Here is a 23,294-nt window from a genome sequence, read left to right on the forward strand (position 1 = left end):
GCGAATGTCCCGCCAGCTAGCCGTTGGCTTGGCGTTCTTTTTGCCCGTCGCAGATGTTTCTTGCCGTCGTCCCCCGCAGAAAAATAGCGTTCAGGCGCCACTTTGGGGCAAACTTCCGGTTTTTCCGTACTTGGCCAAGGCATGCCCATGACTCCCGCGTCGTCCGTCGATGAAAAGAGCTTCCGTACCCTGTTGAGCCGAAACGTGGCACTGCCCTTGGGTGTGGGCGTGCTCAGCGCGGTGTTTTTCGTCTGCCTGATTACCTATTTGCTCTCGGTGATCCAGTGGGTGGAGCACACCGACCGGGTGATCAATAACCTCAATGAGTCGTCCAAGCTGACGGTGGACCTGGAAACCGGCATGCGCGGTTTCCTGATTACCGGCGACGAGCATTTCCTCGACCCCTACGAGGTTGCCAAGCCGCGGATCATTGCCGATCTGCGCAATTTGCAAGGCTTGGTGGCGGACAATCCCCAGCAGGTCGACCGCCTCAAGCGTCTGGAAGCGTTGCAGGTCGAATGGAACAACTACGCCCAGTCGATGATTGATATGCAGCGCCAGAACGGCGACTACCGCAATGCGGTCAAGGCGGGCCGTGGCAAGCGCCTGACGGACGAAATTCGCAAGGAGTACGACGATGCGGTGGCGATGGAGCAGCAATTCCGCATCACCCGTAACGAAGAAGTCACCCGCACGACGGTGATCAGCGTCACCCTGTACCTGGTCTTCGTGCTGGGGCTGAGTGGATTTCTTGCGTATGTCGGCAGGAGAAACTTAGTAGCTTTATCAGAGAGTTATAGCGCAAACCTCGCGTCCCAACAAAAGATCGCGCGACGCCTCGAACGTCAAGCCTGGCTGCGCAATGGGCAGACTGAGCTGGCCGAACAAGTGCTGGGGCAGCTGACCCTGAACATGCTGGGGCGCAATATCCTGCAGTTCTTCGCCCAGTACATGGGCTCGGCCGTGGCGGCGCTGTATGTGCGCGAAGAACATGGTGGCCTCAAGCGCGTGGCTACCTATGGCTTCTCCCGCGAGCAGGAGCGACAGGAGCAGTCGATCTACAGCGACGAAGGCATCGTTGGCCAAGCCGCCCAACAGGATCGCCTGATTCGCCTGGACGATGTACCGGTGGATTACTTCAAGGTCAGCTCCGGCCTGGGCGAAGGCGCTACCCGCAGCGTGCTGGTGATGCCCACCAGCGACGACGACCGCGTCAATGGCGTGGTCGAGCTGGGCTTCCTGCGGGCGCTGGATGAGCGTGATGTCGAACTGCTGGAACTGATTGCCGGCAATATCGGCACGTCTATCGAAGCTGCCCGTTATCGCCAGCGTTTGCAGGAAGTGTTGGCCGAGACTCAGCAGCTCAATGAAGAGCTGCAAGTGCAGCAGGAAGAACTCAAGACCGCCAACGAAGAGTTGGAAGAACAGTCGCGTATCCTCAAGGAGTCCCAGGCCCACCTGGAAACCCAGCAGGCCGAGCTTGAACAGACCAACGAGCAACTGGCCGAACAGACCCAGACCCTGGCCGAGCAGCGCGACGCCATGGACCGCAAGAATATCCAGTTGAACCAGGCCCAGCTCGAGCTGGAAGACCGCGCCGATGAGCTGCAGCGTTCCAGCAAATACAAGTCCGAATTCCTCGCCAACATGTCCCACGAGCTGCGTACGCCGCTGAACAGTTCGCTGATCCTGGCCAAGCTGCTGGCGGAAAACCCCCAGGAAAACCTCAGCGCCGAGCAGGTCAAGTTTGCCGAGTCGATCTACTCGGCGGGTAACGACTTGCTCAACCTGATCAACGACATCCTGGACATTTCCAAGGTCGAGGCCGGCAAGCTGGAAGTGCGCCCGGAGAACTCCAGCGTTGTGCGTCTGGTGGACGGCCTGCGCGGCATGTTCGAACCGCTGGCGGCGGATCGCAAGCTGGGCTTCCAGGTGGATGTGCAGGAGGGCTCGCCGAGCCTGCTGTTTACCGATCGCCAGCGCCTGGAGCAGATCCTCAAGAACCTGTTGTCCAACGCGATCAAGTTCACCGAGCAGGGTGAGGTCAGCTTGACGGTGTCCCGTGCGCCAGGGGAGGGCATTGCCTTTACCGTGCGCGACTCCGGCATCGGCATTGCCCCGGACCAGCAGGAAAGCATCTTCGAAGCCTTCCGCCAGGCCGATGGCACCACCAATCGCCGTTACGGCGGCACCGGCCTGGGCCTGTCGATTTCCCGCGACCTGGCCACCTTGCTGGGCGGCTATATCAGCGTGACCAGTGAGCCGGGCAAGGGCAGCATCTTTACCCTGGTATTGCCTGAGCAATACGTAGAGCGAGAAGAAGACGCGGCGCCTATGGAGCAACCGCGTCAAGCGGTGGTCGTGCCGGCGCCCATGCCAGTGCGGGTTTCGCCATTGCCGGTGGCAGACACCCAGCAGATTCCACGGTTTGCCGATGACCGCGAAAAAGCCCCGTTCAACACCCGGTGCATCCTGGTGGTGGAGGACGAGCCGAACTTTGCGCGTATCCTGTTCGACCTGGCCCATGAGCTGGGTTACCACTGCCTGGTCGCCCACGGTGCCGACGAAGGCTACAGCCTCGCTGAGGAATACATCCCCGACGCGATCCTGCTGGACATGCGCCTGCCGGACCATTCCGGGCTGACGGTGCTGCAGCGTCTCAAGGAACACGCCAACACCCGCCACATTCCCGTGCACGTAATTTCCGTGGAAGATCGCGTCGAAGCCGCCATGCACATGGGCGCCATCGGTTATGCGGTCAAGCCCACCACCCGCGAAGAGCTCAAGGACGTGTTCGCGCGCCTGGAAGCCAAGCTGACCCAGAAGGTCAAGCGCGTACTGCTGGTAGAAGACGATGACCTGCAACGCGACAGCATTGCCCGCCTGATCGGCGACGATGACATCGAGATCACGGCCGTCGGCTTCGCCCAGGAAGCTCTCGACCTGCTGCGAACTAATATCTACGACTGCATGATCATCGACCTCAAGCTGCCGGACATGCTTGGCAACGAGCTGCTCAAGCGCATGGCCACCGAGGACATCTGCTCATTCCCGCCAGTGATCGTCTACACCGGGCGCAACCTGACCCGCGATGAAGAAGCCGAACTGCGCAAGTATTCGCGCTCGATCATCATCAAGGGCGCCCGCTCCCCTGAGCGCTTGCTGGACGAGGTCACACTCTTTCTGCACAAAGTCGAATCCCAGCTGTCCCATGACCGCCAGAAGATGCTCAAGACTGCCCGCAGTCGCGACAAGGTCTTCGAAGGGCGCAAGATCCTGCTGGTGGACGACGACGTACGCAATATCTTCGCCCTGACCAGCGCCCTGGAGCACAAGGGCGCGGTGGTGGTGATCGGGCGTAACGGTCGCGAGGCCATCGACAAACTCAATGAAGTCGAGGATATCGACTTGGTACTGATGGACGTGATGATGCCGGAAATGGACGGTTACGAGGCCACCGCCTTGATACGCCAGGACCCGCGCTGGAAAAAACTGCCAATCATTGCAGTAACGGCCAAGGCCATGAAGGACGATCAGGAAAGGTGCCTGGCAGCAGGTTCCAATGACTACCTGGCCAAACCGATTGACCTGGACCGTCTGTTCTCACTGATTCGCGTATGGCTACCGAAGATGGAACGCATTTAAGTGGAACAGTGTTTTTTGGACAAAAACAGCGATATTGAGCTGCGTCTGTTGATCGAGGCGATCTACCTCAAGTACAGCTATGACTTTCGCGACTACTCCGGCGCGTCGGTCAAGCGGCGTGTTGCCCATGCCTTGCGCCAGTTCGACTGCGCGACCATTTCCGCACTGCAGGAGCGTGTACTGCACGACCCGGCGGCGTTCATGCAGTTGCTGCAATTTCTGACCATCCCGGTGAGCGAGATGTTTCGCGACCCGTCGCACTTCCTGGCGATCCGCCGGGAAGTGGTGCCGCTGCTCAAGACCTACCCGTCGATCAAGATCTGGATCGCCGGTTGCAGCACGGGGGAGGAGGTGTACTCCATGGCCATCCTGTTGCGTGAAGAAGGCTTGCTGGAACGCACGATCATCTATGCCACGGACATCAATCCGGCGTCGTTGGACAAAGCCAAGCAGGGCATCTTCTCCCTGGAGAACGTACGCGCCTATACCGCCAATTATCAGCAAGCCGGCGGGCACCGTTCATTTGCCGACTACTACACAGCGGCTTACGATTACGCGATCTTCGACAAGACCCTGCGCGAGAACGTTACCTTTGCTGATCACAGCCTGGCCACCGACAGTGTTTTCTCGGAAACTCAATTAATTTCATGTCGCAACGTATTGATTTACTTTAATAAGAAGTTGCAGGATCGAGCGTTTGGGCTGTTTCATGAGTCGTTGTGTCATCGCGGCTTCCTGGTGCTGGGCAGTAAGGAAACCCTGGATTTTTCCGCCTACAGCAAGCAATTCGAACCCTTGGTCAAACAGGAACGGATCTACCGAAAATCATGAGTGACACGCCAGACACCCGGATACACGGGATTGAAGCCATCGTCGTCGGCGCTTCCGCCGGCGGCGTCGAGGCGCTGCTGACGATTTTTGGCCAACTTCCAGACACCTTCGCCTTGCCGATCATTGCCGTGCTGCACCTGCCGGATGAGCGCCGCAGCCAACTTGCGCAAGTCTTTGCGCGGCGCCTGAGCATTCCGGTCAAGGAAGCCCGGGACAAAGAGCCGGTGGAGGCGGGCACCTTGTACTTTGCCAGCCCCGGCTATCATCTGTCAGTGGAGCATGACCGTAGCCTGTCCCTGAGCCAGGAGGACCGCGTGCACCACTCCCGGCCCGCCATCGACTACCTGTTTGCCTCGGCTGCCGACGTGTATGGGCCGCGCCTGCTCGCGATCCTGTTGACCGGCGCCAACCAGGACGGCGCGAGCGGCCTGGCCCACGTCAAGCAATCGGGCGGCACTACCGTCGTCCAGGACCCCCAGGAGGCGCGCATGGCCGTGATGCCCCTGGCCGCCCTGGCCTTACACACACCTGACCATATTCTTTCCTTGGGCCGTATCGGCTCATTGCTGGCTTCCCTGGAACCCTACCCATGTTAAGTACTGTCCAGGCCAAACTGCTGATCGTTGACGATCTGCCGGAAAACCTGCTGGCTCTCGAAGCGCTGATCAAGCGCGAGGATCGCCAGGTCTTCAAGGCATTGAGTGCCGACGAGGCGTTGTCCCTGTTGCTGGAACACGAATTCGCCATGGCGATCCTCGACGTGCAGATGCCCGGCATGAACGGTTTCGAGCTGGCCGAACTGATGCGCGGCACCGAAAAGACCAAGAACATCCCGATCGTGTTCGTCAGCGCCGCCGGCCGCGAACTCAATTACGCCTTTAAGGGCTATGAAAGCGGCGCCGTGGATTTCCTGCACAAGCCGCTGGATATCCACGCGGTCAAGAGCAAGGTCAATGTGTTCGTCGACCTGTATCGCCAGAGCAAGGCCATGAAGCTGCAAGTGGAAGAGCTGGAGCGCAGCCGCCGCGAGCAGGAACTGTTGCTGGCGCGCCTGCAGGCCACGCAGGCTGAGTTGGAGCAAGCTGTGCGCATGCGTGACGACTTCATGTCGATTGTCGCCCACGAAGTGCGTACGCCCCTTAACGGGCTGATCCTGGAGACCCAGCTGCGCAAGATGCACCTGGCCCGGGACAACGCCGCGGCGTTTACGCTGGACAAGATGCACGCCATGGTCGACCGCGATGAACGCCAGATCCAGAGCCTGATCCGCCTCATCGAGGATATGCTCGACGTGTCGCGCATTCGCACCGGCAAGCTGTCGATCCGCCCGGCCCGCTGTGACTTGAGCCAACTGGTGCGCAACTTGGTGCAGAACTTCGCACCGCAAGTGGCGGCCGCGGAGTCCTCGATGCAACTGCAGGCTGACGAAGCGGTGGAAGGCAATTGGGACGAGTTCCGGATCGAGCAGGTGATCACCAACCTGCTGACCAACGCCCTGCGCTACGGGGCCAAGAGCCCGGTGGAAGTGCGGGTGTATAGCGAGCATGGCGAAGCGCGGGTAGAGGTGCGTGACCATGGCATCGGTATCAGCGAAGAGAACCAGAAGCGCATTTTCCAGCAGTTCGAGCGGGTCTGCGCCAACCACGTGACAGCGGGCCTGGGCCTGGGTTTGTTTATTTCCGAGCAGATCGTCGCGGCCCATGGCGGCACCATCGAGGTCGAGAGCCGGATAGGCGAGGGCGCGCTGTTTCGCGTGTGCCTGCCCCTTGAAGCGGCCGAGTGAAATCAATCGTCACCTCGACGCAACCTCTGCGTGACCCCATGGTCGTAACAGCAGCAATTGACCGGACAAAGGCTTCCCATGAGTGAAGATGCGCAAGATGTCGTACTGATCGTCGAGGACGACGAATCCATTATGTTTGTGCTGGGTGAGTACCTGGCAGGCTTGGGCTACCGGGTCTTGAAGGCGATCGATGGGGAGCAGGCCTTCGAAATCCTCGCGACCAAGCCGCACCTGGACCTGATGGTCACCGACTATCGCCTGCCTGGCGGGATTTCCGGGGTGCAGATCGCCGAACCTGCGATCAAATTGCGCCCGGAATTGAAAGTGATCTTTATCAGCGGCTACCCGCAGGAGATTCTCGACTGCCACAGCCCGATCACGCGTAATGCGCCCATCTTGGCCAAGCCGTTTGATTTGGATACGTTGCAGGAGCATATCCAGCGTTTGCTCGCATGAAGAGTGCGGCGCCCAATCAGGACGCCGTGTACTTCAGTGACTCAACTTTTTGCCTTCTTAACATTTGCGTTTAGCTGGCTGGCTGGCGTGTACGCATACTGCCAACCGACTTTTCCGCCGAGCCCATCGATAAAATCTTGAAGACCTTTGTGGTCGCCACCGCTGATTTTGTAGACCGTCATTCCGCCGCTTTGCTTAAGAGGATGGCCACTCTTGAGCATTGCCAAATCCAGGTCCGGGCTATTGGTATTGAAAAGGATTAACTCGTTGTTATTGGCTTTTTGTATATAGACAGTGTGGGCAAAGTCCCCCCCCTCATTGGCATGCTTGAAATTGAGAAACCCGGACTCGGTAATTTCGGCGGGGTTGAAAGTGGTTTTTATGCCGTCGGGCTTGATGCCCATGAGTTCGAGATAACGGGTTGAGTAGTTGGTACCACCGTCGCGGCCTGTGGCAGCTTTGACGGTATCGTATACTTCAGGCGAAAGGGTTTTTTCAGCTTGCCCCACACGCATGGACGCCTCATAACAGATCAGCCCTTGATTGTCCGGGTTCGAGTGCAGTTTCTCCCAATTCAATTGCAGCTCTCGGCTGGAAAGGGCACGTGGCTGGCCTGAGGGGATCAAGGGTTTGTCATACAGCTCGACAACCTCGGAATCGAATATGTTGTTTTTTTTCCGCCACTCGTTGTCGTGTTCAAAAACATTGAACTCTAACTGGTTTCGATCGGTACCGTGAGTTTTATAGGGTACGTCCAGTTTTTTGTCGCGGACGTGTTTATCCAGGCCCGCGTGCATGAAGTCTGAGCTCTCGAATTTTGCCAGTCCATAATTAGGGTCGTTAAACCAAAATACTTTTTTGCCATCTTCGATTTTAACACCGGCGGCCATTGCATGGCCCGGCGCGTCGATCATGATGGATTTGGGGGGCGTAAGACCGTCCAGTTTTTTTACCATGCCCTCTACAGACAGGAGTTCCGAGGTTTTTCCGGCATAGAAGGCGGTTTTGGTTTGAGTTCTTTGCTGTAGCTTATTCAGATTTTCGATGAAGCGCCTGCACGCCGGGTCCGAGGGGAAAGCCGCGGCGGTATACAGGTTCTTAATAAAGGTTATGTCCTTTCCTTCCTCCATGGCCGTCGCCATTAAGCGCGAGAAGGCGGCGCATTGGCCTTCAGACAACTGGGATGTCATGCCTATATAAGAAGATTGCGGTATGGGAAACACAGTCCCGAAGCGCGGTTCTATATTATCTGTGAAGCGGGCGGCACCACGCCTACCAAACTCGTAAGCATATTCATCGTATTTTCTGACAATGATCCCTACTTGCTCAGCTGTGAAGTCGCCGTTATTGACCAATGACATAAAGTCAGCCGGCTTTTTTGCTTTTGACAAGCCTGGAACATTGTTCGCGTCGCCAATGCGGTAACCATCATCAAAATCTGTCTTGCCCCGATGAGCATTAACAGCTTTATTCCATTGCTTGATCACATCATCGCTGATGGTGCGCCCGGAGGAGGAAGAGCTGGCGGTCGCCCATTTTTTGAAATCATCCACTTCTATTCGGGGGGACGGCAGGAAGTCCTTTAGCGGCAGGCCCCGAGGTTTTAGGGTGACAGGGTCCAAGGCATACCAATGGCCGTTCCATGTCACCGCTGCGACTTCTGCAATTTCTCCATTAATCTTGGCGGTGCCTATCGCTCCGGCGTCGAAGTTACTGAAGATCTTTTTTATCACATCATATTTGTCAGCCCCGGACATGGCCCATTCGATGAATTTTCTGGCGCCGAGTGAGGCGAGTTGTTTTCCGCCCGTTCCCAGGGTTTTCAGCAACGCGCCTGCGCCGTCCAATGGGTTGAGCGAGCTGACGACGGCACGCGTCAGGATTTTTGCCCCACGCGTGAGGTGTCGAAACGCGGACGCCCCTGTGTTCAGCGCTTTGGCGCCTTTTGCGGCAGCGCCGAGGGCGACAAAAAAACCCAGGGCATCAAGAGCCAAGTCAGTGATGCCGGCGCCGATATTACCTTTCGAAAAATTATCGATGGCAGAGTAAAGTGGAACAAGATTAAGGAAGAATTCGCCTACTTTCTTGTTGATAGTCTCTTCGGTCTCGAACGTCGTCATGCCTTGAGCCATTTTTTTATACGACTGAACGTCGACAAGTTTTAACTTGGCACCCGCGATATACCGTGTCCTCTCGCTAAAGTAACTTTTTGGAGGATGCACAGCGTTTGTCTGGTCGAGTGATTTTTCTGTATGTCCATCAGGAGGACTTACTGGCGCCAGGAGCTCAAAGGAATCTCCAAGTTTCATTCCCTTGGGTATAGGGGCTCTCTTGCTCGGCACAGGACCGATTTTGAAATCATTCATATCATCCCGTTTCAGGATGGTGTTTTTTTGCCAGTCAATTTCATAAGTCTGTGTTTTTCCGTCGAGGGTGCTGCGCAAAAAAATCTTTGACTCATTCCTGGGTAAGTTTGTTAAAACGCCAGTCGTATGGGGGCGGTAGACGGTAAATTGTTGAGCAACGGTGAGCTGCCCGTATTCGATCATCTTACGGTCAGCGATGGGCAATGAGGCGATCAAATGTTTGGTTTGCGCAGCGATGGCGGCTTCATAGCTATCAACGTAGGCGGAAAACTCCCGTTCAAATTCAGCCTTTAGATCTGATACCAATGAACGTTCAGTGCTCAATCCTGCACGAATAGCCGGCAAGCTTATTTTTTTATTGCTTGACCGCCATTGTGAGTCGCTAGGCCCGAGTCGGTTCGTAAGGAATAAATCCAATACCGAATAAGGGCCAGGAAAGTCGTACTTGGAACTGTCGCGGGTGATGCATTTTTCTAGAAGTTCTTCCCGGGACAAGTGCGGCAATAACGACAGTAACTTTTCCATTACCTTGTTATGAAACTCAGGCATCTGTGTTGCAAACGCTGTGGAGGCTGCGCTCAGCTCAGTCACTTGCAATTTAAATGCGCGATGTACGTCCTCCATCTCCGAGTCTGTATAGGCATCGTCAGGCTTTACAGCAATGATGCCTTGGGCAACGCCCCAGTCTTTGAGTGCATCGTTTTGGGCGCGATGCTCAACGAGCCGTTCTTCTGAAGTGAGCGGTATCTCGTCTGCCTGGCTCATGACCTGTGCAAACGTCATCTTGCTGGTTGAGCCCGGCGCCTGGGCTTCAAGACGCGCTACTGCGGTCGTAAAACTCACCCATGTATGTGAGCCGAACGTCACCTGCTCAGGTACATCTTTGATCAAGAGATGTGGCGCCTTGCGAGATAACAGCACGGCCACGGCGAGCGCCGCGGTCTGAGGCGTGGCTTTTTTCATCTTGACCAGGTGATCAGCCATCGCGTTTCTTATAAAGGACGCACTCTTGCCCGATAACTCTGCGTCGGCGAAGTTGAATCCCGCAGCTGTGGTTCTCGCCGAGGTGGGCGAAAACCGGTGCAGGTCCTGTTCCAATGAGAGCGAAAGCGCCGCAAGCATCCACTCTTGCAGCGATGTAGGTGAGGCCAGTTCGCCCAGCTTGGCTTCGGCTGAGGCCCCCATTCCTCGTGCCTGAGTTGTCTTGAGAATATCGGCGAGCAGACTGTGAGGATCGTCATTGACGTTGGCCAAGTTCCGGGTCCAATGTGCCAACAAGTTGTCATCTGGTTCATCTTTCAATACATGACGAATTATGGCGTGAAGCTGGCGCTGATCCTCAATGCTCAATAGCGTAGGCGATGAAAGCGCTCCACCCAGATCACCCAAGGTAGGCTTGATCGGCGGCGCTCGGCGCAGGGCTTTTGCCACCATCATCAATTCATCGTAGTTCGTCGGAATCGTTATACCTTCGTCAACCATGTACTGGTGCAGGCTGACAGCGTCTTTGGGGCCCAGGTTGTGTTCTCGAGCATAGGATGACTCGGGATCTACGGGGAATACGATCTCTTTAAAAATCTTTAGTTGGGCGTCAGTGAAAGGGGCGGAGCGTTGTACGTCAGAGCTAAAGGCATTAGCGCTATTGGATGCTGTTTCAAGCTTTGCAACCAGACTTCCAACGAGTTGTGCACTCAAGGCGCTTCGATTGTTCAAGTCACCCAGTTGCGATTTTTGAACGTTTAAGTCTTCTTTGAAAGGACTATGCGTCTCTGCGTATGTAAAGGGTGTCTGCAATAATCCTTCGGCGTACGCCGTGATGCTCGCTGTTTGCTCAGCCTGGGGGAGGGAATCATTGATAGGTATAGGTTTACCGTGAAACCCGGCGATTTCTGACATGCTCGCCGTGGTCTCTGTACCGACTGAAATAAAGCCGCCCAAGGGGGCTAGCGTTTTAGCGGCGCTCATGAGCACCTCGCGCCCAGCAAAGTCCTTTAAATCGACGGTTCCAAAGCCGAACGCTCCCGGAATGATCAGGGTACCGTTATTGACATCGATCATGGTTCGCTTTGACAGCACAATATTTTTCTCGGCTGCCCACCGCTTCATCTCAGCGCTTTGGAGAATGTTGTGAAGATGCGTTCGCCATTTTCCGTAGGTTGACGTCGCAGGGATATTCTCAACCGTTACTTTGCGTGGGTCTTGATTGCTGGATATGTGCTTTTTCACCGTTTGCGCAAACAGCGTGGCCAACTCGCTGTCCGCGTTGGCCGCGGGAATGTCATCTGTCAACGGCGCTGTACTTGTTATTGGCGGGTGGGTGAGAGCGATTGGGGCTGGCGGCGCGACTGTTATGTCCCCCGAGGGGGGGAGTCCTACAGAAGGGGATTGAGGAGCAGCGAAAGCGATTGTCGTCATTGATGGATTTTCCTGGTCGATGCCATTGAAGTGTTTTTTCATACGTAGCGCATTAACGCTTCGTGGAAAAAGACAGGCGTCGATTCCATCTTTTATTTATATATAAATGACAATTTGTTAGAGACGGACAGCGTACCGAGCCGTACAGACAGGTCGTATTTATGCCCGGATCATTTCCCGAACCTTCGCTGTGAGTAAGTCAAAGGTGAAAGGCTTGGTGATCAACTGCATCCCCGGGTCCAGGAAACCACCGCGCACCGCTGCATGCTCGGCATAACCGGTAATGAACAGCACCTTGAGTTCAGGGCGAATCTGCCGGCCTATTTCTGCCAGTTGCCGGCCATTCATACCGGGTAAGCCCACGTCGCTGATCATTAGGTCAATACGCAGTTCGGACTCAATGATCGGAACCGCCGTGTTCGCGTCTCCGGCCTCGATAAATCCATAACCCAGTTCTTTGAGCACGGCGCTGACCAACACCCGTACGGCAGGGTCATCCTCGACGATCAAGACCGTTTCCCCTGCATTGGCAAACGGCGGCAATGTCGGGTTGAGCGGCGCCTGGGCTTGGGTCTCACCAATAAAACGCGGCAGGAACAAGCTGACCGTAGTGCCTTTGTTGACTTCGCTGTGGATGGTCACATGCCCACGAGACTGGCGAGCGAAGCCGTAGATCATCGACAGTCCCAGCCCCGTGCCCTGGCCGATGGGTTTGGTGGTGAAAAACGGATCGAACACGCGGCCCATCAAGTGTTGTGGAATACCGCAGCCGTTGTCGCTGACACTCAGCTCTACGTAATCGCCTGGGGTCAAGGTGCCGTAGGCGGCGGTAAAAACACTGTCGAGGTGGCGGTTAGTGGTTTCCACGGTCAGTGTGCCACCGGCGGGCATGGCGTCGCGCGCGTTGATCACCAGGTTGAGCAGGGCGCTTTCGAGCTGGTTCGGGTCGGCCTCGGCCGTCCACAAGGCGTCGCTCAAGCGCATGTCCAGGCTGATACTTTCGTTGATACTGCGTTGCAACAACTCACCCATGGAGGTGACCAACTGGTTGATCTGCACGGGCTTGGAATCCAGCGATTGTCGACGGGAGAACGCCAGCAGTCGGTGGGTGAGGCTGGCCGCGCGGTTGGCGGAGGTCACGCCCAGGTCGATCAAGCTGTCCAGGTCATCCAGTTTGCCTCGCGCTACACGCCGGCGCAGCAGTTCCAGGCTACCGATAATGCCGGTAAGCATATTGTTGAAGTCATGAGCGATGCCTCCGGTCAGTTGGCCGACGGCTTCCATTTTCTGCGACTGGCGCAGGGCCTCTTCGTTGTGACGCAGTTGAGCTGTGCGTTCTTCTACTTGCTGTTCGAGGGTTTCCAGGGTGCGCTGTAGACGCAGCTCACTCTCGCTCAAGTCAATCAACCGGTCCCGCGCTTCGTACTGGCGACGCCGACCGCGCAGGGCGGCGCTGACCAGGCTGATCAAGGTGATGGGATGGAACGGCCGCTCCAGAAACGTGACGTTGCCCAGCAAGCCGCTCAGGCGGGTCGAGCCGTTCTGCTCTTTGCCGCCATGCTGGGTCATCAGCACGATAGGCAGGTCGGACCACGCCGGCTGCTGATGCAACTGCTCAAGCAAGGGTTCCAGATCTACGCCACGTAGCGCCTCAGCGGCAATGATGAGCAGGCCGGCGCCCTGCGTCAGCTCTTGGCACAGGGCTGCCAGGCTGTTGGCGACGATCCCGCTGTAGCCAGCTTCGTTAAGCATCATCAGCGCCAATGAGCCATCGCGGCCCATGGGTGCCAGTACGATGGCGCGCTCGGAGGCGGGAGAAAGAGCCGGCACTAGCCCTCATCCTTCAGCAGTGGGGAACCGGCGCCCATATAAATCGGAATGCCGCGCAGTACACCCTGGAAGTTTTCCAGCGGTTCGCCAACCGTCATGCCGCGGCTGCCGATACGGTATTCGCGAATGGTCGACTCGTGTGAGCCGGTCCTTTTCTTGATGATTGAAATGGCTCGGCGGACTTTGCCCAGGGCTTCAAAATAGCGCAGCAGAATCACAGTGTCGGCCAGGTAGGTAATGTCGACGGGGGTTTGCATATCGCCAACCAGTCCATGCTGGGCCACGGTCATGAAGGTCGCGGCACCGCGGCGATTGAGGTACAGCAGCAGCTCGTGCATGTGCAGAATCAGCGCGTTCTCTTCCGGCATGGCAGCCTGGTAGCCGTTGATACTGTCGATGACCACGGTCTTGATGCCGCCTTCATCCACGCAGCGACGTACCCGGTGTGAAAACTCTCCGGGGGACAACTCAGCGGCGTCGACCTGCTCGATCAGCAGGTTGCCGGTGCCTTGCATCGCAGCGAGGTCGATGCCCATGTTTTTCATGCGCTCGAACAGCAGGCCCAGTTCTTCATCGAAGATAAACAATGCGGCTTTCTCGCCACGAGCCACCGCGGCCGCCGCGAAGATCATCGAGATCAGCGACTTGCCGGTGCCGGCCGGGCCAAGGATCAAGCTGCTGGAGCCCGTCTCGATACCGCCGCCGAGCAGCGAATCCAGTTCCGGGATGCCACAGGTCAATGTCTGGCGGTTGTAGCCGCCACGATGCTCAGCTGCCACCAGGCGCGGGAACACGTGGATGCCGTCGCCCATGATGGTGAAGTCGTGAAAGCCACCACGGTATTTCTGGCCGCGGTATTTCACCACCCGTACGCGGCGGCGCTCGGCACCGTAGTTGGGGGTCAGTTCCTCAAGGCGGATCACCCCGTGGGCAACGCTGTGCACGGTTTTATCCAGGGATTCGGTGGTCAGGTCGTCCAGCAGCAATACGGTCGCGTCATAGCGTACGAAGTAATGCTTGATGGCCAGGATCTGCCGGCGGTAGCGCAGGGAACTTTGCGCCAGCAGGCGGATTTCCGAGAGACTGTCGACCACCACGCGGGTCGGCTTGACCCGTTCTACCACTTCAAAAATCTGGCGGGTGGCCTCACCCAGTTCGAGGTCGGAGGAATACAGCAGACTTTGCTGGTGCTCGGCGTTGAGCAGGCTCTCCGGTGGGGTCAATTCGAAAATAAAGATATTGTCATCCAGGTCCCAGCCATGGGACTTGGCACCCTGGCGCAATTCGTGCTCAGTCTCCGACAGGGTGATATACAAGCAGCGTTCACCGTTTTGCGCGCCGGCCTGCAAGAAGTGCAGCGCCACGGTGGTTTTACCGGTGCCGGGTTCGCCTTCCAGGAGGAACAGATGGCTGCGCGATAGCCCCCCGGCAAGAATGTCATCAAGACCTTCGATGCCGGTGGCCGCCTTTTCACTGAACAGCTCTTTGGATGTAGACAAGAAGTGCCCTCGGGTCACGTACAAGTAGAGGGGCGCGCCGAGAGGGACGCGCCATATTTACTTGACCGTAGTGGCCAGTGGCGGTTCAACGTTTCGTAAAAATTGCAGAAGGCCGCCCGGTACGGCACGAGCAAGCTGGCGCCTACAGGCCTTGTTGCAGCGCCGGGTCGTCCGGGTTCTGCTGCTCCAGTTGCGCGAGCAGTACCTGGACGTTCTGCAGTTGCCCGGTTTCTTTCCAGTAGTTGACCAACAGCACGCGGGCCTTGCGGTTGGCCGGATTACGCTGGACGATTTCTTCCAATTGGCGCTGGGCAGCCTCGACTTCCTCTTGGGCATGCAGGGTAGTGGCCAGGTCGTAGCGGTAATCCTGGTTGTCCGGCGCAAGCTCCACCGCCTTCGACAGGCCAAGCAGCGCATACGGGCGCTCGCCATGGTGCAGCAGCCACATGCCCAAGGCATGCTGCAGGTAGGCCGATTCCGGGTGCGCCGCCAATTGCCGCGCCAACAGTTGGCGCGACTCGTCGCTCTTGCCTTGCTTGTCCAGCAATTCGATCTGCGACACGACCGCCTGCAAGTTATCCGGCTGCAAACGCATCGCCTGCTCCAGGGCGTTTTGTGCCTGCGGCAACAGGGCGCTGTGGATGTACAGGCGCGCCAGTTGAATCCAGCCTTCGGCGGTCTCGGGCTGGGCCTTGAGGGTTTTCACAAATTCGTCGAGCACCTGCTGCAGGGGCCCGAAATACAAGCCCAGGGTATCCGGCGACAGGCCGAGCAAGGCATTGGCGGCGGCAAAGCGCACTGGCTGTTCGGGATCATCCAGGACCGGGCCAAGCAGCAAGGTGCGCTGGCCGCTGGGTACCAGGCCGACGATGCTGTGAATCGCGGCCTCGCGCACCAAGGGCGACTCATTGGCCAGGTCTTTATCCGCCAGCTTAAGTGCTTGAGGGCTGGGGTAATTGGGCAGCTCGGCGTGCAAGGCGGCGCGGCGTTCAGGCGACAGGTCCGGGCGCCCCAACTGTTGATACAACACCCGCGCCGCGCCCGGTTCGCCGTTGTGTGCCTGCTTCAATGCCTTGGAATAACCATGGGCAATGGCCGGTGCCACGACGACAGGTGCGGTGCGGGAAAAAAACCAGATGACCAGTACGACCAGCAACAGGGCACACAGGCCGATGATGGAATAACGGCGTGACTTTGACATGCGGGTGTCCGAAAGCTTGAGCAGCAAAGCCCCAAGCTTCGGTCAGTGCAAGGCGGGTGTCAAACCGGCGTCAGGTCAGCACGAAATCCAGCGGCTCAAGGGCAGGGGGGAGTTCGTCTTCACCAAGGGCCGCGAGGATCTCGCGCTCCAGCGTACGCAGGATGGCGTCGCACGGCAGGTCGTTTTCGTCGAAGCCGAACGGGTCCTCCAATTCGTCGCCGATCGCATCCAGGCCAAAGAAGGTGTAGCTGACGATGGCGGTGAACACCGGCGTCAGCCAGCCCAGCGGCTCGGCCATGGCGAATGGCAGCAGGATGCAGAACAGGTAGATGGTACGGTGCAGTAGCAGGGTGTAGGGGAAAGGCAGCGGTGTGGTCTTGATGCGCTCGCACGACGCCTGCACCTGGCTCAGGCTGACCAGCCGGGTTTCCAACTGAGTGTAGCGCCACTCGCTGATCACACCCTGGCTGACCAGTGTGGAAAACCGCGCACCGAGTCTTTGCAGCACGCTGTCAGGCAGGTTGGGGTGGCTTGCTTGCACCGCTATCCAGGGTGTTATCGCGCGGGCTTCATCTTCATGGCGCAGATGAGCGATCAAGCCGTGGGCAAAACCGCACAGGCCGCGCAACAAGCCGGCACGCTCGACGGTGTCGCCCAGCACCTGGGTTTCGCGGATCAGCGAACGCACCTCAATGATCATTTGCCCAAGCTGTTTGCGGCCCTCCCACCAGCGGTCGTAGCAGGCATTGTTGCGAAAACTCATGAAGATCGACAACGACAAACCCAGCAAGGTGAACGGCGTGGCGTTGACCTTGGAAAAGTACGCCGGGTGCAGGGTTTCCACGAGCACGATCACTGAGGCGAGCAGCGTGACCATCAGGCTGCGCCAGGCAATGCGCTTGGCAATCGAGCCCTTGAGGGAAAACAGGATACCCAGGAGGTTGGGCTTTGGACGAACGATCATGGCAGGTTTCTGTGATGGTGCGGGCCGTCAGGTTAGAAGCTGGCAGGCAGAGCGTCCAATCACTTGGGTCAACCATCTGATCATTGGGATCGATCAGAGGGAGGGCATAAGTAACGACACAACGTTGGCGTGAGCCTGAGTCTGTGGCGACGGTCCAGCAGAATTCCGGCCAGCGTGGTTTGACGCGAGAGCAAGCCCCTCCCACATTGGGTTCGCGGCACATCAGGCGAATACTCGGTGGCTGTCAGGCCTTGGCTGCCATTGCCGTCACTTCGACACGCATGCCTTCCACAGCCAGCGCAGCAACGCCCACCGCAGCGCGCACCGGCCATGGCTTGGCGAAAAAGCGCTTGTAGACTTCGTTGAACGCTGCACGGTCGGCCATGTCGGTGAGGTAGATGGTCAGGTGCATGACCCGGTCCATGGAGCTGCCGGCTTTCTCCAGCGCGACTTTCAAGGCTTGCAGGGTGCACTCGCTTTGCAGGGTGATATCGCCCAGCTCCAGGCTGCCGTCGGCGCGGGTTGGCACTTGGGTGGAAACCAGGATGCCGTTGAAACCGATCACGTCGGAGGAAATGGAGTCGGCATCCGGGTCGGGGGTGTAGGACAGGTCGTGGTTGGCCATGGGCACCTCTTGTTGGCAGGAACACAAAGGCGCCATGGTCCGCGAAATTTACCCCAGGGGCAAACCCTTGATCATGTCCAACGTCGGAACAGCACGCTGGCGTTCACGCCGCCAAAGCCGAAGCCATTGGACAGCGCATATTCAATCGGCATGGGCCGCGCCGCAACGCGCACCATGTCCAGGCCGTCGGCGAGGGCGTCAGGGTTGTCCAGGTTGAGCGTCATCGGCGCGACTTGGTCACGCAGGGCAAGCACGGTGAACACGGCTTCAATACCCCCAGCCGCGCCGAGCAAGTGGCCGGTGGCGGATTTGGTCGAGCTGATGGCCGGGCTGCCGCCGGTACCGAAGACTGTCTTGATCGCCGCCAGTTCGCCTTTGTCCCCTACAGGCGTGGAGGTGGCGTGGGCGTTCAAGTACTGCACTTGCGATGCCTGTATGCCCGCCTGGCGCAACGCCTGGGTCATCGCCCGACGCGCGCCATCACCATCCTCCGGCCCGGCCGTCATGTGATAGGCGTCTGCACTGGTGCCATACCCCACCAGCTCGGCAATCGGCTGCGCACCGCGTGCCAGGGCGTGTTCCAGTTCCTCGATGACCAGGATGCCGGCGCCTTCGCCCATCACGAAACCATCGCGTGCCTGGTCAAAGGGTCGCGAAGCACGCTCCGGCGCGTCATTGAACGCGCTGGACAACGCCCGTGCTGCAGCAAAGCCGGCAAGGCTGACCCGATGAATTGCCGCTTCGGCACCGCCGCAGACCGCCACATCGATCTCCCCGGCGCGGATCATGCGCGCTGCGTCACCGATGGCCTGGACGCCGGCCGCACACGCGGTCACCGGCGCGCCCAGGGGACCCTTCAGGCCGTAGTTGATCGACACGTGCCCGGCGGCCATGTTGCTTAAAAACGATGGAATGGTGAATGGCGACAAACGACGCGGGCCTTTGCTGTCTGTGGTGCGCACCGCGTCGGCTATCGCCGGGAAACCACCGACACCGGAAGCGATGATGGTTGCGGTGCGCTCCTGCTCCTCAGGTGTTTTCGGTGCCCAATCGGCTTGCTTCAAGGCTTCATCCGCCGCCGCCAGGGCGAACAGGATAAAACGATCCATCTTGCGCTGTTCCTTGGCCGCCAACAGTCGATCGGGGTCAAATCCGGCTTCCGGGTCTTGCTCCACACTTTGCACCTGGCCGCCGATACTGATCGCCAAGTCACCGATTAATTCCTGCGGCAAACGACGGATGCCCGACTGGCCGTCCAGCAAGCGTTGCCACGTGGATTCCACGCTCGACCCCAACGGCGTCAGCGCGCCCATGCCCGTCACGACGATACGTTTACTCATGTCAATCGACTCCTGTTGCTTGAGGGATACTTAGCCTGTGGACGTCACTATCATCATGAAAGTAACATGGCGCCACACAAGTGTGTACTCGCACCCAGGACTTCTTATGCAGCGCAAATCCCTCATCAGTGACGAATGCCCGATCGCCCGCAGCCTTGAGCGGGTAGGGGAGTGGTGGAGCATCTTGATCATGCGTGACGCATTGCACGGTTTACGGCGCTTCGATGAGTTCTCGCGCAGCCTGGGTATCGCGCCCAACATGCTGACCCGGCGACTCAATGGCTTGGTCGAGGCGGGGATGCTGGAGCGCCGCGCCTACAGCGAGCGGCCGCCACGCTACGAATACGTGCCGACGGCCAAGGGTGAGGACTTCCGTATGGTGCTGATGTCATTGGTGGCGTGGGGCAACCGGCATTACGCCGAGGAGGGCGCCAGTGTGGAGGTGGTGGAGCGTGAGACCGGCCGTCCTGTGCAGCCGATGATGGCAACGGCTGAAGGTGCGGTGGTGCCGCTGGACCAGTGCCTCGTACAGGCCGGTCCGGCCGCCAGCGCAGGCATGCGCAAGCGGCTGAGCCCTGAGTGATTCAAGCAGTACCGCTACAATAATTACTCTTTAACGTCCATGAACTCCTCGGCCCACGCCACATAGCTCTCAGGCAAGGTGTAGGTGTGGGTCAATTCCGTCGCACTGAGGTTTGAGGTGCTATGGGTCAGCTGGCGCTGCGCACGCAGGCTGTCGTAGGTGGCCTTGATCGCGGCGAAGTAGGCGCCATGCCCGGCCACTACGATGCGCACACCCAGGCTCGCCAGGCGCTCGCTGTCGTGCAGTTGCGGGTTGCCATAGGTCACCAGCATCAGCGGCACGGTGAGGTTTTCTGCGATCTGCTCCAGGTGCTCGAAGTCTTTGACCCCGACCATGCAAATGCCATCGGCACCAGCCTTTTCATAGGCCTTGGTGCGTGCAATCACGTCTGCGGTGGGCAGCACACCCGCGTTGGTGCGGGCAATAATCGACAGCTCAGGGTCGACCCGCGCTTCAAGGGCGGCCTTGACCTTGCCGATGCCTTCCTCGACCGAAATCAGATCCGTGGATTTACGCCCGAATTGCGCAGGCAGCAGGGTGTCTTCAATGGTCAGCGCCGCAACGCCGGCACGTTCCAGCTCTTCGACGGTGCGCATCACATTCAGGGCGTTACCGTAGCCATGGTCGGCGTCGGCAATGAAGGGCAACTGGGCGACACGGCCAATGCGGGTGGCCTGCTCAACGAACTCACTCAGGGTAATCAACGCAAAATCGGGGGCCGCCAGTACCTGCAGGGAAGCGACTGAACCGCCCAGGATCCCGACCTCAAAACCCAGGTCGGCCGCGATGCGGGCAGACATGGGGTCGAATACGGAAGCGGTTTCAACGCAGATGGGCATTGCAAGCAGGTCACGGAAGTTGCGGCGTAGCGCTGAGTGAGAAATCTTGGGCATGTTCTTTCCTGGCTTTGGTCATCGTCAAGTGACGATCAATGTCTATTCGTGGTGGCGTGAGATTACCACGCAGACGCCCGCAGGATTATGACGTTTGAGCATGGCCCGCGTAGCGAGCCCATGATGGGTCGGTTAAAGGGGTGACGATGGACACGTCAGCCAGGCAACCGGTTAAATGCAATGCATGCATTATTAAAGAATTACGTTATGCATTATAAGTATTTTACACCTGGTCACTGGAACCTCATCGTATCGACCCTGACAACCATTGCCGAGACCGCGCGCGCGGATCGACTTGAAAGGCCCTGACCGGGCATCTGGAGACGAACGTGCGTTACCTGACAACACTGGCGGCGGGGTTGACCGCCGCCTTGCTGTGCCTGACGGCACAGGCACAAACCCTGGTCGTCGGCGACCAGAGCTACAACGCCCAGGCCGTGATGGAAGCGGCGGGGGTGCTGGATGATCTGCCCTACACGCTGGATTGGAAGCAATTCACCGCCGGCTCCCCGGTGGCCGAGGCACTCAACGTCGGCAGCCTGGATATAGGTCTGCTGGGGGATGCGCCGGTATTATTTCTGGGCGCGTTGGGCGCGCCGATCAAGGTGATCGCGGTCAGCCGACAGAACCTCGAGGGCGTGGCGATCCTGGTGAAAAAGGAATCGTCGATCCATAGCCTGGCCGATCTTGCCGGTAAACGCGCAGCGATCTGGAAAGGCTCCTGGAGCCAGCAATTGCTGCTGACCGCGCTGGACAACGCGGGGGTGGCTCCAGACACCCTGCAATGGCGCTACCTCAGTGCACTGGATGCATCCCATGCGCTGGAAGGCGGTTCGGTTGACGTCATCGCCACCTGGGAACCCTACGTCACGCAACAGGAGCGCCAAGGTGCGCGGGTACTGGCGACCGCTGAAGGGTTGATCCCCGCCCAGAGCTTCATTGCCGCCAACGCCGGTGCCGTCGAGGCCAAGCGTGGGCCCATCAGCGATTTTCTCCAGCGCCTGAAAAAAGCCCGTGACTGGGCCCGGCAGAACCCGGCCAACGCCAATGCGTATGCCGACGCCTGGGCCAAGCGCACCCGTGCCGACGCTGACATCGCCCGCGCCTGGTTTGCCCGTGCACGCACCACCGTCGAGCCACTGACGGCCCAGACGCCTGTTGAAGCGCAAAAGACCGTGGAGTTTTTTGCGAGCCAAGGTCTGGTCAAGTCCTACCCGGCCGCCACCCTGTTCGACCCTTCATTCACGGCGTCCTTGCAGCCCGCCGTAGCCGAAGCCCAGCCCGGGACGCTTCAAGGAACCCATGCACAATGACTCAAAGACAGCTCAAACTCGGCGCCCTGACCATGGGCTGCGGCGGCCCGGGCCGGCATAACCTGTGGCTTGACCCGCAATTGCCGGCCGATGCCAGCGTCAACGTCGACTGGTACATCGAGATTGCGCGCCAGGCCGAGGCGGCGCTGTTCGACCTGATGTTTATTGTCGACAGCCAGTTCATCACCGAAGGCTCGCCCTCCCATTACCTCAATCGACTGGAGCCGCTGACGCTGTTATCGGCACTGGCGGTGAGCACCCGGCATATCGGCCTGGTCGGTACGCTGACCACCTCCTACAACTCACCCTATAACGTCGCCCGGCGCCTGGCGTCCCTGGACCTGATCAGCAAAGGCCGCGCCGGCTGGAACGTGGTGACCAGCGGCGATGCCGGCACTGCGGGCAATTACAGCCGCGATGAACATTATGACTACGCCACGCGCTATGGCCGCGCCGCCGAACATGTGCAAGTGGTGCAGGGCTTGTGGAACTCCTACGAAGAAGATGCCTTTGTGCGCAACCGCGCCACCGGCCAGTTTCTTGACCCGAGCAAGCTGCACAGCCTGAATCACCAGGGCGAACATTTCTCCGTGGTCGGGCCGCTGAATATCCAGCGCTCACCCCAGGGCCAGCCGGTGATCTTCCAGGCCGGTGACTCAGAGCCCGGCCGTGACCTGGGCGCCGCCACGGCGGATGTCATCTTCACCCATGCGGCCAGCATCGAGCAGGGCCAGGCGTTTTACCGGGATATCAAGGGCAGGGCGCTGCAACGGGGGCGCGATCCGGAGCAGCTATTGATCATGCCCGGGGCAGAAATCTACGTGGGCGATACCGATGCGCACGCCAGGGAAATCGAGCAGCACTACCATCAGCTCGACCATAGCTTTGAATTGGCACTCAAGGAATTCGGACGTAACTTCGGTTGGCATGATTTCAGCCAGTACGACCTGGATGCGCCATTCCCCCAAGAGAGCCTGGAGGCGGCGCGCAGCAGCTTTTTCACTGCGGCCAAGCGCATCGCTGATCACGCCGGGGAAAAAGGCTTTACCCTGCGTCAAGCCGTCGAGTTTGGCCGGCAACTGCGCCCCGGCGCCTTCGTTGGCAGCGCCGCCACGGTCGCAGAGAAAATGGCTGGCTGGCTGCAAGCGCGGGCCGTGGATGGGTTCAATATCTATATCGGGCACCCTGGGCAGTTTGATCGATTCACCCGGGAAGTCATTCCGTTGCTGCAGGATCGCGGTGTCTACCGCACGGCGTATGAAGGCTCGACGTTGCGTGAGAGCCTGGGCTTGTCGATACCAACCTGTACACCGGGCCGGGTCCAGGCGCAGTCTTGCCCAGACTAATTACAATGAGTGGTGGTTATAAGTGCTTTCGCATAAAGGTAGCGCACGCTCACTACCAACACTGATTTCAGCCTGTTTGGCAACCTGTAAGTGTTCATAACATGAGTGCGTGTTCGGGCGCACTGCCGTTTTCGGTTCGGTGCGTGCTTCCATAATAACCTCACGAGCTAAGTCGTCAGGCTGCACATCGACTGGCGCTTGCAT

At 58.6% G+C, this 23,294-nt stretch carries 16 protein-coding genes; 8 read left to right on the forward strand and 8 right to left on the reverse strand.

Annotation, left to right across the window (positions count from 1 at the left end; all coding sequences use genetic code 11):
- The first annotated feature begins 147 nt into the window (after positions 1-147).
- The 5 genes from TU73_RS02810 (at position 148) to TU73_RS02830 (ending at position 6,715) form a co-directional block, all read left to right on the forward strand.
- Positions 148-3,645, forward strand: coding sequence for a response regulator (locus TU73_RS02810; protein WP_057010881.1), 3,498 nt, complete (start codon positions 148-150; stop codon positions 3,643-3,645).
- Positions 3,646-4,476 carry a CheR family methyltransferase gene (locus TU73_RS02815; RefSeq protein WP_173664487.1) on the forward strand — a complete coding sequence of 277 codons (831 nt, stop codon included), beginning with the start codon at positions 3,646-3,648 and terminating at the stop codon, positions 4,474-4,476.
- Positions 4,473-5,072 carry a chemotaxis protein CheB gene (locus TU73_RS02820; protein WP_057010882.1) on the forward strand — a complete coding sequence of 200 codons (600 nt, stop codon included), beginning with the start codon at positions 4,473-4,475 and terminating at the stop codon, positions 5,070-5,072. Before TU73_RS02815 ends, TU73_RS02820 begins: the two co-directional genes overlap by 4 nt.
- On the forward strand, positions 5,066-6,259 hold the full coding sequence (locus tag TU73_RS02825; protein WP_057010883.1) for a hybrid sensor histidine kinase/response regulator: 1,194 nt from the start codon (positions 5,066-5,068) through the stop codon (positions 6,257-6,259). The genes TU73_RS02820 and TU73_RS02825 overlap by 7 nt, the downstream gene beginning before the upstream one ends.
- A 78-nt stretch (positions 6,260-6,337) precedes the next feature.
- On the forward strand, positions 6,338-6,715 hold the full coding sequence (locus tag TU73_RS02830) for a response regulator (protein WP_032897270.1): 378 nt from the start codon (positions 6,338-6,340) through the stop codon (positions 6,713-6,715).
- Between the two features lie 41 nt (positions 6,716-6,756).
- Here the strand turns inward: TU73_RS02830 and TU73_RS02835 are convergent, their stop codons facing one another.
- From TU73_RS02835 to fabF, 7 genes are all read right to left on the reverse strand, one after another.
- On the reverse strand, positions 6,757-11,538 hold the full coding sequence (locus TU73_RS02835; protein ID WP_156421192.1) for a DUF8038 domain-containing protein: 4,782 nt from the start codon (positions 11,536-11,538) through the stop codon (positions 6,757-6,759).
- Positions 11,539-11,655: 117 nt separating this feature from the next.
- The gene (locus TU73_RS02840; RefSeq protein ID WP_057010885.1) at positions 11,656-13,326 is read right to left on the reverse strand and encodes an ATP-binding protein; all 1,671 of its coding nucleotides are present in this window, start codon (positions 13,324-13,326) and stop codon (positions 11,656-11,658) included.
- Complete coding sequence (locus TU73_RS02845; RefSeq protein WP_057011313.1) at positions 13,326-14,825, reverse strand: ATPase domain-containing protein; 1,500 nt, start codon at positions 14,823-14,825, stop codon at positions 13,326-13,328. Before TU73_RS02845 ends, TU73_RS02840 begins: the two co-directional genes overlap by 1 nt.
- Before the next feature lie 142 nt (positions 14,826-14,967).
- Positions 14,968-16,026 (reverse strand): HEAT repeat domain-containing protein, encoded by a 1,059-nt coding sequence (locus TU73_RS02850; RefSeq protein WP_057010886.1) that lies wholly within the window; start codon positions 16,024-16,026, stop codon positions 14,968-14,970.
- A 70-nt stretch (positions 16,027-16,096) separates the two neighbouring features.
- Positions 16,097-16,990, reverse strand: a complete 894-nt coding sequence (locus TU73_RS02855) for a bestrophin family protein (RefSeq protein ID WP_057010887.1) — start codon at positions 16,988-16,990, stop codon at positions 16,097-16,099.
- Positions 16,991-17,234: 244 nt separating this feature from the next.
- Positions 17,235-17,615: a RidA family protein gene (locus TU73_RS02860; protein ID WP_043050195.1), complete on the reverse strand. Its 381-nt coding sequence runs from the start codon at positions 17,613-17,615 to the stop codon at positions 17,235-17,237.
- A 71-nt stretch (positions 17,616-17,686) separates the two neighbouring features.
- Positions 17,687-18,955 carry a beta-ketoacyl-ACP synthase II gene (fabF, locus tag TU73_RS02865; RefSeq protein WP_057010888.1) on the reverse strand — a complete coding sequence of 423 codons (1,269 nt, stop codon included), beginning with the start codon at positions 18,953-18,955 and terminating at the stop codon, positions 17,687-17,689.
- A 106-nt stretch (positions 18,956-19,061) separates the two neighbouring features.
- Between fabF and TU73_RS02870 the strand changes: the two genes are divergently transcribed.
- Positions 19,062-19,538: a winged helix-turn-helix transcriptional regulator gene (locus tag TU73_RS02870; RefSeq protein ID WP_057010889.1), complete on the forward strand. Its 477-nt coding sequence runs from the start codon at positions 19,062-19,064 to the stop codon at positions 19,536-19,538.
- A 23-nt stretch (positions 19,539-19,561) separates the two neighbouring features.
- On the opposite strand, the gene TU73_RS02875 is transcribed toward TU73_RS02870, so the two are convergent.
- Entirely contained in the window at positions 19,562-20,431 is an 870-nt protein-coding gene (locus TU73_RS02875; protein WP_057010890.1) for an isocitrate lyase/PEP mutase family protein, read from the reverse strand.
- 329 nt (positions 20,432-20,760) lie between these two features.
- Here TU73_RS02875 and TU73_RS02880 point away from each other — a divergent pair, with 329 nt between their 5' ends.
- Both TU73_RS02880 and TU73_RS02885 read left to right on the forward strand, forming a co-directional pair.
- On the forward strand, positions 20,761-21,744 hold the full coding sequence (locus tag TU73_RS02880; protein ID WP_057010891.1) for an ABC transporter substrate-binding protein: 984 nt from the start codon (positions 20,761-20,763) through the stop codon (positions 21,742-21,744).
- A complete protein-coding gene (locus TU73_RS02885) occupies positions 21,741-23,090 on the forward strand; it encodes an LLM class flavin-dependent oxidoreductase (protein ID WP_057010892.1) in 1,350 nt (449 codons plus the stop codon). The genes TU73_RS02880 and TU73_RS02885 overlap by 4 nt, the downstream gene beginning before the upstream one ends.
- The last annotated feature ends 204 nt before the right edge of the window (positions 23,091-23,294 follow it).

Origin of the sequence: Pseudomonas libanensis (genome assembly GCF_001439685.1) — a bacterium.
Taxonomy (GTDB): Bacteria; Pseudomonadota; Gammaproteobacteria; order Pseudomonadales; family Pseudomonadaceae; genus Aquipseudomonas; species Aquipseudomonas libanensis.